Source organism: Neoroseomonas marina, from assembly GCF_012927745.1.
GTDB classification, from domain to species: domain Bacteria; phylum Pseudomonadota; class Alphaproteobacteria; order Acetobacterales; family Acetobacteraceae; genus Neoroseomonas; species Neoroseomonas marina.
The window spans coordinates 473,999-486,697 of record NZ_JABBKX010000002.1; the positions used below are offsets into that span (position 1 = coordinate 473,999).

Sequence of the window (12,699 nt, forward strand, 5' to 3'; positions counted from 1 at the left end):
GCACCCCCACCCGGCCACCCATTCCAGGATACTGACGTGGGTGGCCGGGTGGGGGTGCGGGCCGGTGCCGGACCCGGAATGCGCCGCAAGGCGCATTCCCGCGCATGCGCTCAGCGGAGCGCCACGCCCTCGTAGCCGCGTTCGGCGATGCCGTTCGCCCAGCCGCGATAGGTCGGCGCGCTGCCGGTGTAGCGCGCCACGCGCCGCACCTGCCGCCCGGCGACGTTGATGTTCACGCCGGTCATCCAGGAATCGACCTCCATAGAGAGCAGGCCCTGCGCCACCTCCATGACGTGCTCCATCCAGGTCTCGACCGCTTCGGGCGTCGCCTCGGCCCGCTTCAGGCCGTGGGCCTGCATGTGGCGCAGCAGCGCGGTGACCCAGTCGACGTTGAACTCGATGGATCGTGGGATGTTGCCCAGCGCCGTGTGCGGCCCGAGCAGCATGAACATGTTGGGGAAGCCGTCCTGCAGCATACCGACCAGCGAGGTCGCGCCGTCCTTCCACAGCTCCTTCAGCGTGACGCCGTCCTTGCCGCGGAAGTCGATGCGGTCGAAGGCGCCGCGCAGGGCGTCGAAGCCGGTGGCGTAGATGATGATGTCGAAGGCGTACTCCGCATCGGAGGTCCTGATGCCCGTCGGCGTGATGCGCTCGATCGGCGTCGCCTTGCTGTCGACCAACAGCACGTTGGGCTGGTTGTAGACCTCGTAGTAGCGCGTCTCGAGCGGGACGCGGCGGGTGCCGAAGCCGTGGTTCTTCGGGATCAGCAGCTCGGCGACCTTCGGGTCCTTCACCCGCTGGCGGATCTTGTTGGCGACGAAGTCCGAGATGACGCGGTTCGCCTGCCGGTTCGTCAGCATGTCCTTGAAGTTGCCGACCCAGATGCCGAAGCCGCGCTCGCCGTAGAGCTTCTCGAGGAAGGCGTTGCGCTCCTCCTCGGTCACCTCGAAGGTGCCGCGCGGGTCGGGGGTGTGCAGGAAGCAGGAGAAGGTCTCGTTGCAGCGGGCGAAGATCTCGTCGTAGCGGGCGCGGATCGCCGCCATTTCCTCCGGCGTGATCTTCCCGTTGTGCAGCGGCGCGCACCAGTTCGGCGTGCGCTGGAAGACCGTGAGCTGCGCCGCGGTCTTCGCGACCTCCTGGATGGTCTGCACGCCCGAGGCGCCGGTCCCGATCACCGCGACGCGCTTGCCGGTGAAGTCGACCGGTTCCTTCGGCCACAGCCCGGTGTGGAAGGACTGGCCCTTGAAATCCTCGATCCCCGGGAAGGTCGGCATGGTCGGCGCAGAGAGCGCGCCGATCGCGGTGATGAGGAAGCGGGTGCGGTAGCGGTTGCCGTCCTCGGTGCCGACGGTCCAGGTCAGGCTCGCTTCGTCCCAATGGGCGAAGGTGACGCGCGCGCGGAAGCGGATGTCGCGGCGCAGGTCGTACTTGTCCGCGACGCGATTGAGATAGCGCTCGGTCTCGGGCTGGGGGGCGAAATGCTCGCTCCAGCTCCATTCCTGCAGCAGGTCCTTGTCGAAGGAGAAGCCGTAGGAATAGCTCTCGGAATCGAAGCGGCAGCCGGGATAGCGATTCCAGTACCAGGTGCCGCCGACGCCGGTGCCGGCTTCGAGCACCCGGGCGTTCAGGCCCAGTTCGCGCAGGCGGATGAGCTGGTAGAGGCCGGACATGCCGGCGCCGATCACGAGCGCGTCATAGGTCTGCGTCGGCGCGGACGCCTCGGTGGCGGTGGCAGACATGGCGTTCGACTGTTCCTCCGTGGACGGCGCCCCGGCAGCGTCCCTGATAGGCTGGCAGCGGCCCATGACGCTTGACCACGATCAAGCCGCCCAGAGAAGCAGGACGATGCCGCGCGTCGCGCGATACGTCCAGCGCCGCGGGGCAACGTGCCAGGGCGCTCGCGCATTGCTTCCGGCCGCCCGACGTTGACCATGTGTCACGGCCGCCCATACCCTGCCCGTCAATGCCGGCAGACGACCCCGACCAAGGGGGCGGACAGGTCGGCGCAAGGGAAGGGAACCAAGACGATGACGCTGCGCCTGACCCGCCGTGGTGCGCTGGCCTCGGGCCTCGCGGCCGCCGGCGGCACCCTCGCCGCACCGGCCTACGCGCAGACGCGCGAACGTGTCGCGCGCATCTGGGGCGAACCCGGCCCCTATATCGGCGTCTTCACCAACGGGATGAACGAGTGGGCGCAGCGCAACGCGCCGGGCCTGCGCTTCGAATCCGAGCAGATCGCCTGGGATGCGGTGTACACCAAGCTCGCGACGGACCTCGCGGCGCGGCGGCCGCCGGCGCTGATCAGCGTGGAAAGCCCGATCGCCTATCAGCTCGCGGCCGAAGGGCTGCTGGAGCCGATGCAGGATGTGAACACGGCGATCCGCGCGCGCGAACGCCTGGTCGACGGCTTCACCGTCGACGATTTCGGTACCTGGAAGGGCACGCAGTATGCGGTGCCGCTGCATCACCAGGGATGCCTCTTCGTCGTTCAGGACGATGTGCGTCAGGAAGCGGGGCTGTCCGACCCGACCAACTGGACCTGGAACGACCTGCTGAACGGCGCCAAGGCCATCCAGGCCAAGCGCCAGGGCAGCGCCGGCTTCACCATGGCGCTGGGGCGCAACCTTTGCGGCGACTACCACATCCAGCAGCTGATCTGGCAGGCGGGCGGGATGACCTGGGACCCGGGCCGCAGCTTCGAGACGACCTTCAACAGCCCCGCGACCATCGAGGCCTATGAGTTCATCAAGGAGCTCTACGGCACCATGCCGCGCTCCGCGGTGGAATTCAGCTTCCTGCAGGTGGTGGACCAGCACGTCACCGGCCGCACCGGCAGCAGCTTCTACTGGGGCCGCACCATGGGCCGCGCCTTCGACGAGGCGAAGCCGATCTACGAGAAGATGGAATACTACCTGAATCCGGCCCACCCGCGCACCGGGCAGCGCTGGTCCTGGACCGACATCAACGGCTTCATCATGCCGCGCCAGAACAACCCCTTCATCCGCGAAGCGAAGGAGGCGATGGCCCATGTGATGAACAGCACCGACTGGATGGTGCGCTACGCCAACAGCCTCTTCCCCAATGTCGGGCCGGTGTTCAAGGACCAGGCGACGGCGCCTGCGCTGGTGAACAACCCGATGTACCAGCAGAAGAAGCGCAGCGTGGACGTGATCTTCACCGGCTTCGTCCCCTATGCCTGCAACTCGGGCCACGAGATCAAGAAGGGCATCAACCCCCTGGCCGGCATCGGTCACGGGCGCAACGTCTGGTCGCAGGTCGCGCAGCGCATCCTGGTGAACAACGAGAATCCGCGCGCCGCGGTGGAATGGGGCCATCGCCAGTTCGAGGACATCCGCCGCGAGAACCGGCGCCTGCTGGGATGAGGTTTCGCCTCAGCGATCGCCAGGTAGGGGTGCTGTTCATGCTCCCCCTCATCCTGGCGGTCGGCATCTTCCTCGTCTGGCCCATCGCCGAGGCGGTGCGGCTGTCCTTCGTCCGCTACAACCCGTTGCGGCCGGACGACCAGCCCTTCGTCGGGCTGGACAACTACCTGTTCGTGCTGGAGGACCCGCTCTTCTGGGAAAGCTTCTGGCAGGCCATCGTCTGGACCGGCTGGTCGACCGTGCTGCAGGCGGTGATCGGCGTCGGGCTCGCGCTGCTGCTGCACCAGCCGCTGAAGGGGATGAACGCCTTCCGCGGCCTGCTGCTGTTCCCCTACATCGTGCCCACGGTGGTGATCGCGCTGAACTGGCGCTGGCTGTTCAATTCCGAGATCGGCATCGTCAATCACCTGTTGCTGTCGGTCGGCCTCATCGACGAGAAGATCGCCTGGCTGTCGACGCCGTCCATGGCGATGGCGAGCGCGATCATGCTGAACGTGTGGAAATACACGCCCTTCGTCGTGATCGTGGTGCTCGCGCGACTGCAGACCATCCCCACCGAATTGTATGACGCGGCGAAGGTGGACGGCGCCGGGGTGCTGCGGCGCTTCCGCGACATCACCCTGCCGCAACTGGCGGAAGTGCTGGCGGTTGTCATCGTCTTCCGCACCATCTGGACCTTCAACAAGTTCGAGGAGATCTACCTGCTGACGCGCGGCGGGCCCGGGACCTCCACCTACAATCTCGCGCTCTATGCCTTCGACCAGTCCATCGCGAACCTTCGCATGGGCGTCGGCGCCGCGGCGGGGGTGATCATGCTCGTGCTGCTGCTGGCGGGATCGATGCTCTACATCCGGGTCTCCGGCTTCGGGCGGGAGGACAAGGCCGCATGAGACCCTGGATCGCCGCCATTCTCTATGCCGTGCTCGGCGCCATCACCTTCGTGGTGTGCTTCCCGCTGCTCTGGGCGATCTCCACCAGCCTCAAGCCGAAGGACGAGATCTTCCGCTGGCCGCCGACGATCTGGCCGGAGAACGTCACCTTCGATGCGTACCGCGAATTGCTGTTCGGCGGATCGGTCGCCAGCGCGCCGGGGGCGGGGGTGCCGCCCTCGGCCTACTTCCTCACCTGGTTCGGCAACTCGATCATCGTCTCGATCGGGTCCACCATCATCTCGATCACGGTGGCGACGCTCGCGGCGTATTCGCTCACGCGGTTCCGCTTCTGGGGCCAGCGTTCGGTGCCCTATATCGCGATCCTCGGCTACATGGTGCCGAGCGTGATCTTCGTCTTCCCGATGTTCCTGACCATGGTGTCGCTGGAACTGACGGACACGCTGTTCTCGCTCATCCTCGGCTATGTCTGCATCACGCTGCCCTTCTGCCTGTGGCTGATGTGGGCCTTCTTCCGCGGCGTGCCGATCGAGATCGAGGAAGCGGCGCTGGTCGATGGCGCCACGCGCCTGCAGGTCTTCCGCCAGATCGTGCTGCCGGTGGCGCTGCCGGGGATCATCGCGGCGAGCATCTTCTCGCTCATCGTGTCCTGGAACGACTACCTGTTCGGGCGGGTCTTCATGAACTCGATGGAGAACCTGCCGCTGACCGTCGGCGTGATGCACTTCTTCGACGGCACGCATGTGGATTGGGCCCTGATGATGGCGTCGTCCGTGCTGATGACGCTGCCCATGGCGATCCTGTTCGGCTTCATGCAGCGCCACCTGGTGGCGGGCTTCGGCGCGGGGGCGGTGAAGGGATGACGGACCTCGTTGTTCAGGGGCTCTCGAAGTCCTTCGGATCGAACCAGGTGCTCAAGGCGCTCGACCTGACCGTGCCGTCGCGGCAGTTCGTCACGTTGCTGGGCCCCTCGGGCTGCGGCAAGACGACGCTGCTGCGGATGATCGCGGGGCTGGAGAAGGCCACCGCGGGGGAAATCCGCTTCGGCGACCGCCGCGTGGACATGCTGCCGCCGGGCGAGCGCAACATCGCCATGGTGTTCCAGTCCTACGCGCTCTACCCGACCATGGATGTCGCGCGGAACATCGGCTACGGGCTCGAGGTCCGCGGCACGCCGAAGCCCGAGCGGACCGAGAAGATCGGCGCTGTCGCCAAGGTGCTCGAGATCGCGCACCTGCTGCTCCGCAAGCCGAAGCAGCTGTCGGGCGGGCAACGGCAGCGTGTCGCGCTCGGGCGCGCCATGGCGCGGCGGCCGGACATCTTCCTGATGGACGAGCCGCTGTCGAACCTGGACGCCAAGCTGCGGGCGACGATGCGCGGCGAGCTGCGCCGCTTCCACCTCGATCTCGGCACCACCACCGTCTATGTCACGCACGACCAGCTCGAGGCCATGACCATGTCCGACCTGGTCGTGGTGATGAACGAGGGCGTGGTCCAGCAGATCGGCACGCCGGAGGAGGTCTACGGCAAGCCCGCCAACCTCTTCGTCGCGGGTTTCATCGGCACGCCGCCGATGAACCTGATTCCGGCCAAGGTGGTCGACGGCGTGGTGACCGTGGCTGGCGCGCCGCTGCCCGTGCCCCTGCCGCCCGGCGCGCCGGCGGAACTGATCCTGGGCGTGCGGCCCCAGGACGTCACCATGGCCGCCCCGGGCGACGCCGGCGCCGTTCCGGGCAAGGTCTGGATGGTCGAGCTCATCGGCAGCGAACGGCTGATCGAGGTCGAGATCGCCCCGAAGCTGCGCGTCACGGCCGAGGTGCGGGCGAGCCACCGCGCGGCGATGGACGACCTCGTCGCGATCCGTCCTGACCCCGCCCACATCCATCTGTTCGATCCGGCGACGGGGCTGGCGATCCGGGCCTGAGGGGCGCTCCGGATTGCCGGGGTGCCCTTGCCGTCGCTACGGTCACCGCGCCGCCCTCAGGGACACCGACGCCGATGAACGCTCCGCCTCGCCTGAAGCCCCATTCCTCGCATTGGGGGGTGTTCCGCGCCGGCTGGCAGGGCGACCGCCTGGTGGTCGAGCCGCATCCGAACGACCCGGACCCCAACGGCATCCTGCAGAACTTCCCCGAGGCGCTGCGCCATCGGGCCCGCGTCGCCCAGCCGATGGTCCGGCGCGGCTGGCTCGAGAAGGGCCCTGGCCCGAGCGACCGGCGGGGGCGCGACACATTCGTGCCGGTGTCCTGGGACAAGGCGCTCGACCTTCTCGCCGGCGAATTGGCCCGCGTGCGCGACGCGCATGGCCCCGGCGCGATCTTCGGCGGGTCCTATGGCTGGTCCAGCGCGGGGCGGTTCCACCATGCGCAGAGCCAGGTGCACCGCTTCCTGAACACCGCGCTCGGCGGCTACGTGAAGTCGGTGAATTCCTACAGCGCGGGTGCCTCGGCGGTGATCCTGCCGCATTTCCTCGGGCCCTTCGAGGCGGTGTCGCGGCGCAACGTTACCTGGGACCAGGTGGTGGCGCACAGCGAGATCGTCGTCGCCTTCGGCGGCATGGCGCTGAAGAATTCCATGGTCGCCTCGGGCGGCATCAGCGCGCATGTCGAGCGGCGGTCGATGGCCGCCGCGGCGGCGCGCGGCTGCGCCTTCGTCAATGTCTCCCCGGTACGGGACGACCTGCCGGAGGAGGCGCATGCCGAATGGCTCGCGCCGGTGCCGAACACCGACACGGCGATGATGCTCGGCATGGCGCATACGCTGCTGGCCGAGGGGCTGCACGACCGTGCCTTCATCGAACGCTACTGCTCCGGCTGGGCCGAATTCGAGGCCTACCTGACCGGCGCGTCCGACGGCGTAGCGAAGACGGCCGAATGGGCGGCGGCGATCTGCGGGCTGCCGGCAGAGACCATCGCGGGCCTCGCGCGGCGCATGGCGGGCAGGCGGTCGCTGATCGTCATGGCCCATTCGCTGCAGCGCGCGGAGCATGGCGAACAGCCGGTCTGGATGGCGGGCGTCCTGGCCGCGATGCTGGGCCAGATCGGCCTGCCGGGCGGCGGCTACAACTACGCGCTCGGCGCCATCGCGCACTACGGCAAGCGCCACAACGCCGTGCCGGCGGCGGCACTGCCGCAGGGGAGGAACGGCGTCGGCGCCTTCATCCCGGTCGCGCGCATCTCCGACATGCTGCTGAATCCAGGCGCGGCCTTCGACTATGACGGGCAGAAGCTCACCTATCCCGACATCCGCCTCGTCTACTGGGCGGGCGGCAATCCCTTCCATCACCACCAGGATCTCAACCGGATGCGCCGCGCCTTCGCGACGGTCGACACGCTGGTGGTGCACGAGATCGCCTGGACCGCCACCGCACGTCACGCCGACATCGTGCTGCCGACGACGATGACGCTGGAGCGCGAGGATATCGGCGCCGCGCCGACCGACCCGCTGATGGTCGCGATGCACCGTATCGCCGAGCCCTTCGGCCAGGCGCGCGACGACTACGCGATCTTCACGGACCTCGCCGAACGCCTGGGCAAGCGCGAGGCCTTCACCGAGGGTCGCGACGTGCAGGGCTGGCTGCGCCACCTCTATGAACCGACGCGCAAGGCATTGGCGGAGAAGGGTCTGCCCGCGCCCTCCTTCGAGGAATTCTGGGAGGCCGGGGAGATCACCCTGCCGCAGGATCCCGACGATGGCGGCATCCTGCGCGCCTTCCGCGAGGACCCCGAGGGCGCGCCGCTGCCGACGCGCACGGGGAAGATCCAGCTTTCGTCTCCGACGATCGCGTCCTTCGGCTACGACGACTGCCCTGGCCATCCGGCCTGGCTCGCGCCCTCGGACGCGCCGGCGGAGGGTCGTCCGCTCTGGCTGGTGGCGAACCAGCCGGCGACGCGGCTGCACAGCCAGTTCGACTTCGGCGGGCACAGCAGCGCCATGAAGCGGCGCGGCCGCGAGGTGATGCGCATCCATCCGCAGGACGCGGCGGTGCGTGGGATCGCCGAGGGCGACATCGTGCGATTGTTCAACGCGCGCGGTGCCTGCCTCGCCACCGCCGCGGTGACCGAGGAGGTGCGCGCCGGCGTCGTGCAGCTGCCGACGGGTGCGTGGTACGACCCGGAGGATCCGGAGGACGACATGGCGCTCTGCGTCCACGGCAACCCGAACGTGCTGACCCGCGACGTGGGAACGTCGCGCCTGGCGCAGGGCTGCACGGGGCAGCTGACGAGCGTCGAAGTCGAGCGCTTCACGGGCAACCTGCCGCCGGTGCGCGCCTTCGATCCACCGGCCTAGGCGCACGCCGTCACGGTCGTCAGCGCCTGTCCAGGGTCCAGAAGACCTGCAAGGGCGAGACGATCATCCCTTTGAGACAGGCCAACGGCTGTTCGACAGGCCCGACACCCAGCCCACGGCGGGGCCGGCGTGTTCGGCACCGACAGCAGCCAGCGCGATGGCGTCGCCGGGCAGAAGATCTGCGACGCGCGGGCCCTGGCCTGGGTCATCCGGCGCGTCCGACGCCGCCGGCGGTCAACCCGCGGCGCCAAGGCTGCGCACCAGGGTGTAGGCGGCGACCACCAGAATCAGCCCCGCGAAGACCTTGGTGAGCAGCCCGCGCCTCCGGGCCAGCGCCTGTCCGGCACGGGCACCGAGCAGGCTTCCGGCGACGCCGCCCGCCACGAAGGCGGCGGCGAGCCACCACTCCACGAGTCCGGCCAGGGCATAGCTGCCGGCGGTCGTCAGCCCGAATGCGGTCACGGCGACCAGCGAGGTGCCGATCGCCTGCAGCATCGGCATCCCTGTCGCGAGGATCAGCCCCGGGACGATCAGGAAGCCGCCGCCGATCCCGAAGAAACCGGACAGCCCGCCGACGGCGAGGCCCGCCGTCACCAGCGCCGGCGCGTTGGCGCGCGACAGCCGCACCTGCCGGTCCTCGCCCGGTTCGCGTCGGCGCAGCATCAGCACCGCGACGACGACCATCATCACGGCGAACGCCGCCAACAGCGCCTGCCCGTCCATCATCTTGCCGAGCTGCGAGCCCAGCAGCGCGCCCACGACGCCGCTGCCGGCGAAGACGCCGGCGCACGGCCAACGCACATGGCCGGCGCGTGCATGGTTCAGAAGGCTGGCCGCGGCGTTGGCGGCCACCGCGACGGCGCTGGTGCCGATCGCGACATGCGGCAGGGGAACTCCCACCAGGTAGACCAGCAGGGGCACGGCGAGGATGGAGCCGCCTCCGCCGACGAGACCGAGGGTGAAGCCGACGAGCACGCCGGATCCGCTGCCGAGCAGCATCTGCAGCGCGGAGAGGGACATCATGGCACAGCACCTACCGGCCGCCGCGGCGTGCGGCCGCGGCGGTGCGTTCTTCCTGTGAGGCTGGGTCGCCCGCCGCGCAGGGCGGGCGGCGGTTCAGGCGGCGATCGGCGTATGCGCCGCGGTCGGGCGGTTCCACGGCATCAGCCGCAACACGCGCGCCAAGCCGCAGGTGCCCGTCACGCCGGCGAAGACGAGCCCGGCGCCGACGAAGCCCGACAGCCCGTAGAACCAGGGCGAGACCGTCGCGCCGAGCAGCACGCCCAGCACCACCAACGATCCCGCGGCAATCTGCACCTGGCGCATCAGTTCGAGTGGCTGACGCCGGTCCTCGGCCACCGGCAGCCCCGCGCGCTTCCAGGCATCGAGGCCGCCATCGACGACATAGGCCTCGCACAGCCCCGCCTTGGCGGCGAGCCGATCGGCATTCCCCTGGGTGCGCGCACCGGAGCGGCAATGGAACAGCACCGGCCGGCCGGCCTGCACGGCGAGCTCCGCCTCCTCGAGGCGCGAGAGCGGCAGGTTCCGCGCGCCGGGGATGCGTTCGCGCGCATGCTCGTCGGCTTCGCGCACGTCGACGAGCGTCGCGCCTTCCTCGCGGAGCAGGCGGGCGGCTTCGGTGGCGGTAATGGTCTTCAGCATGGTCGGGGTCCTTCGTCGTTCCTGATCAGCGTTCGGGCGGGCAGTAGAGGTCGCGGAGCACTTCCAGCAGGCGCGCCGCCTTCGGGTCGGCGAGGCGGTAGAAGACCGCCTGCGCCGCCTTGCGGGTGGCGACGAGCCCGTCCTCGCGGAGCATCGCCAGGTGCTGCGACAGCGCCGGCTGGGACAGGCCGACGGCCTCCGCCAGCGCGCCGACCGTCATCTCGCCTTCCGCCACCAGGTGGCAGAGCAGGAGCAGCCGGTTGGTATTGGCGAGCAGGCGCAGGAGGCGCGCGGCCTCCGTCGCCTTGTCGTGCAGCAGCCCCAGGTCGCCGGGGGCGTCGATGGTGGTCGAGCTCATCCTCGTGCCGATTCAATAAGGTTGTTCTTATTAAGTAGTTTCTTATATGAATTGCAAGCACCACCCGCGATGTGAGGACAGCACCATGCAGGGCGCAGAAATCCGAGCCTTCTTCGACGAGCCGACCAACACCGTCAGCTACCTGGTCTGGGACCCGGCGACGCAGGACGGCGCCGTCATCGACCCCGTGCTGGACTGGGACAACCGCACCGGCACCGCCGACACCGCCTTTGCCGACCGCATCCTGGCCGCCGCCGCCACGGAGGGGGTGACGATCCGCCGGGTGCTCGAGACCCATGCCCATGCCGACCACCTGACGGCGGCGCCCTACATCAAGGCCAGGACCGGCGCGCCCATCGGCATCGGCGAGCATATCAAAGAGGTGCAGCGCATCTTCCGCCCGGTCTTCGATGCCCGGGACCTGAAGCCGGACGGCGGCGACTTCGACCACCTGTTCCGGGATGGCGAGCACTTCGCGATCGGCGGGCTCGACGTCGAGGTGATGCACCTGCCCGGCCACACGCCGGCGGACATCGCCTACCGCGTCGGCCAGGACGTCTTCGTGGGCGATACCATCTTCATGCCCGACTACGGCACGGCGCGGGCGGACTTCCCGGGCGGGGATGCGCGCCGGCTCTTCCGGTCGATCCGCCGGCTTCTGTCGCTGCCGCCGGACACGCGGCTGTGGATGTGCCACGACTACAAGGCGCCGGGCCGCGACACCTATGCCTGGCAAACCACCGTCGCGGAGCAGCGGGCGCGCAACCCGCATGTGAAGGACGGTGTCGGCGAGGACGACTTCGTCGCCTTCCGCACCGCGCGCGATAAGACGCTCGCGGCACCGCTGCTGCTGCTGCCCTCCATCCAGGTCAACATCCGCGCCGGCCGCTTCCCGGACGCGGAGGAGAACGGCGTCCGGTACCTCCGGATCCCGGTGCGGCGCAAAGCCGCGTGACGCGGCCTGCCCCCGGCGTTGCGGCCGGGGGCGACGGTCCTAGGCCATCGTGCCCACCGTGGAGCGGAACCGCGCCAGCGCGTAGCCGAACAGCACGGCGCCGATCCCGGCCAGCCACACGAATTGCGGCCAGACGCCCCACAGGTCGGCGCCGCGGTACAGGATGCCCTGGGCCAGCATGACGAAATGCGTGGTGGGCGCGGCCATCATCACCCATTGCACGGCCTCGGGCATGCTCTCCCGGGGCGTCGTGCCGCCCGAGAGCATCTGCAGCGGCAGCAGGATCAGGATCACCAGCAACCCGAATTGCGGCATCGATCGCGCCACGGTGCCGATGAAGATACCCATCGAGGTGGTCGCGAACACGTGCAGGGCCGCACCGGCAAGGAACAGCGCCAGCGACCCGTGGATCGGCACCCTCAGCACGCCCTGGACGACGAGCAGCATGGACATCGCCGTCGCCGCCAGCACCACCACGCCCATCGCCCAGACCTTGGCCGACATGATCTCGAACGGCGTCACGGGCATGACGAGGAGGTGTTCGATGGTGCCGTGCTCGCGCTCGCGGATGAGAGCCGCCCCGGCCAGCACGATCGACAGCAGGGTGACGTTGTTGATCACCTCCATGATGGCGCCGAACCAGGCCGGCTCGAACTGCGGGTTGAAGCGTGCGCGCAGCACCAGGTCGACGGGTGGGGTGTCGATCGCGCGGTAGCGCCGCGCGAAGTCCGTCACCTCGCCGCCCACGATGGACTGGATGTAGCCGGCGCCGGTGAAGGCCTGGCTCATGCGCGTCGCATCGACGTTGAGCTGGATGGTCGGTCCGCGGCCGGCGAGAAGGTCGCGCTGGAAGTTGGGCGGGATGTCGATGGCGAAGGTGTCGCGGCCCGCATCCATGCGCGCATCCATCTCGCCCTGGGTGATCGCGACCGGGGGCAGGAAGAAGGGCGGGTAGAAGGCGCCCGCGATGCGGTTCGCGACCGGGGACCGGTCCTCGTCCACGATGGCGATGGCCGCGCGGCTGAGCGTTTCGGGCATCGCGGTCGCGGCCGCATGGATCGCGACGGTGAAGGAATAGACGATCAGCAGCAGCAGGACCGGGTCGCGCAGCAGGCTCCGCAGTTCCTTGACGCCCAGATTGCCGATGTTCGCGACGCGCAT

Annotated in this window: 11 protein-coding genes; 6 read left to right on the forward strand and 5 right to left on the reverse strand. The window is 69.1% G+C overall.

What is annotated here, in order from left to right:
- Positions 1-110: 110 nt before the first annotated feature.
- Positions 111-1,739 (reverse strand): flavin-containing monooxygenase, encoded by a 1,629-nt coding sequence (locus GWK16_RS07550; protein ID WP_170053327.1) that lies wholly within the window; start codon positions 1,737-1,739, stop codon positions 111-113.
- Positions 1,740-2,027: 288 nt separating this feature from the next.
- On the opposite strand from GWK16_RS07550, the gene GWK16_RS07555 reads away from it, so the two are divergent.
- The 5 genes from GWK16_RS07555 to GWK16_RS07575 all read left to right on the forward strand — a co-directional run bounded on the left by GWK16_RS07555 (position 2,028) and on the right by GWK16_RS07575 (position 8,563).
- Positions 2,028-3,383 (forward strand): ABC transporter substrate-binding protein, encoded by a 1,356-nt coding sequence (locus tag GWK16_RS07555; protein ID WP_170053328.1) that lies wholly within the window; start codon positions 2,028-2,030, stop codon positions 3,381-3,383.
- A 38-nt stretch (positions 3,384-3,421) separates the two neighbouring features.
- Positions 3,422-4,273, forward strand: coding sequence for a carbohydrate ABC transporter permease (locus tag GWK16_RS07560; RefSeq protein WP_248291213.1), 852 nt, complete (start codon positions 3,422-3,424; stop codon positions 4,271-4,273).
- Complete coding sequence (locus GWK16_RS07565; RefSeq protein ID WP_170053330.1) at positions 4,270-5,136, forward strand: carbohydrate ABC transporter permease; 867 nt, start codon at positions 4,270-4,272, stop codon at positions 5,134-5,136. Before GWK16_RS07560 ends, GWK16_RS07565 begins: the two co-directional genes overlap by 4 nt.
- Complete coding sequence (locus tag GWK16_RS07570; RefSeq protein ID WP_170053331.1) at positions 5,133-6,197, forward strand: ABC transporter ATP-binding protein; 1,065 nt, start codon at positions 5,133-5,135, stop codon at positions 6,195-6,197. The genes GWK16_RS07565 and GWK16_RS07570 overlap by 4 nt, the downstream gene beginning before the upstream one ends.
- 74 nt (positions 6,198-6,271) lie before the next feature.
- Positions 6,272-8,563, forward strand: coding sequence for a molybdopterin guanine dinucleotide-containing S/N-oxide reductase (locus tag GWK16_RS07575; protein ID WP_170053332.1), 2,292 nt, complete (start codon positions 6,272-6,274; stop codon positions 8,561-8,563).
- A 234-nt stretch (positions 8,564-8,797) separates the two neighbouring features.
- On the opposite strand, the gene GWK16_RS07580 is transcribed toward GWK16_RS07575, so the two are convergent.
- The 3 genes from GWK16_RS07580 to GWK16_RS07590 form a co-directional block, all read right to left on the reverse strand.
- The gene (locus GWK16_RS07580; RefSeq protein ID WP_170053333.1) at positions 8,798-9,586 is read right to left on the reverse strand and encodes a sulfite exporter TauE/SafE family protein; all 789 of its coding nucleotides are present in this window, start codon (positions 9,584-9,586) and stop codon (positions 8,798-8,800) included.
- A 93-nt stretch (positions 9,587-9,679) separates the two neighbouring features.
- A complete protein-coding gene (locus GWK16_RS07585; protein WP_170053334.1) occupies positions 9,680-10,225 on the reverse strand; it encodes a rhodanese family protein in 546 nt (181 codons plus the stop codon).
- A 25-nt stretch (positions 10,226-10,250) separates the two neighbouring features.
- Positions 10,251-10,583 carry an ArsR/SmtB family transcription factor gene (locus GWK16_RS07590; RefSeq protein ID WP_211187185.1) on the reverse strand — a complete coding sequence of 111 codons (333 nt, stop codon included), beginning with the start codon at positions 10,581-10,583 and terminating at the stop codon, positions 10,251-10,253.
- An 85-nt stretch (positions 10,584-10,668) separates the two neighbouring features.
- On the opposite strand from GWK16_RS07590, the gene GWK16_RS07595 reads away from it, so the two are divergent.
- Positions 10,669-11,538 carry an MBL fold metallo-hydrolase gene (locus GWK16_RS07595; RefSeq protein WP_170053335.1) on the forward strand — a complete coding sequence of 290 codons (870 nt, stop codon included), beginning with the start codon at positions 10,669-10,671 and terminating at the stop codon, positions 11,536-11,538.
- Positions 11,539-11,577: 39 nt separating this feature from the next.
- On the opposite strand, the gene GWK16_RS07600 is transcribed toward GWK16_RS07595, so the two are convergent.
- On the reverse strand, positions 11,578-12,699 hold the full coding sequence (locus GWK16_RS07600; protein WP_170053336.1) for an ABC transporter permease: 1,122 nt from the start codon (positions 12,697-12,699) through the stop codon (positions 11,578-11,580).

Coding starts and splice junctions, on each gene's coding strand:
- GWK16_RS07550 (WP_170053327.1), bottom strand. CDS start 1,739: ATGTCTGCCACCGCCACCGAGGCGTCCGCGCCGACGCAGACCTATGAC.
- GWK16_RS07555 (WP_170053328.1), top strand. CDS start 2,028: ATGACGCTGCGCCTGACCCGCCGTGGTGCGCTGGCCTCGGGCCTCGCG.
- GWK16_RS07560 (WP_248291213.1), top strand. CDS start 3,422: ATGCTCCCCCTCATCCTGGCGGTCGGCATCTTCCTCGTCTGGCCCATC.
- GWK16_RS07565 (WP_170053330.1), top strand. CDS start 4,270: ATGAGACCCTGGATCGCCGCCATTCTCTATGCCGTGCTCGGCGCCATC.
- GWK16_RS07570 (WP_170053331.1), top strand. CDS start 5,133: ATGACGGACCTCGTTGTTCAGGGGCTCTCGAAGTCCTTCGGATCGAAC.
- GWK16_RS07575 (WP_170053332.1), top strand. CDS start 6,272: ATGAACGCTCCGCCTCGCCTGAAGCCCCATTCCTCGCATTGGGGGGTG.
- GWK16_RS07580 (WP_170053333.1), bottom strand. CDS start 9,586: ATGATGTCCCTCTCCGCGCTGCAGATGCTGCTCGGCAGCGGATCCGGC.
- GWK16_RS07585 (WP_170053334.1), bottom strand. CDS start 10,225: ATGCTGAAGACCATTACCGCCACCGAAGCCGCCCGCCTGCTCCGCGAG.
- GWK16_RS07590 (WP_211187185.1), bottom strand. CDS start 10,583: ATGAGCTCGACCACCATCGACGCCCCCGGCGACCTGGGGCTGCTGCAC.
- GWK16_RS07595 (WP_170053335.1), top strand. CDS start 10,669: ATGCAGGGCGCAGAAATCCGAGCCTTCTTCGACGAGCCGACCAACACC.
- GWK16_RS07600 (WP_170053336.1), bottom strand. CDS start 12,699: ATGCGCGTCGCGAACATCGGCAATCTGGGCGTCAAGGAACTGCGGAGC.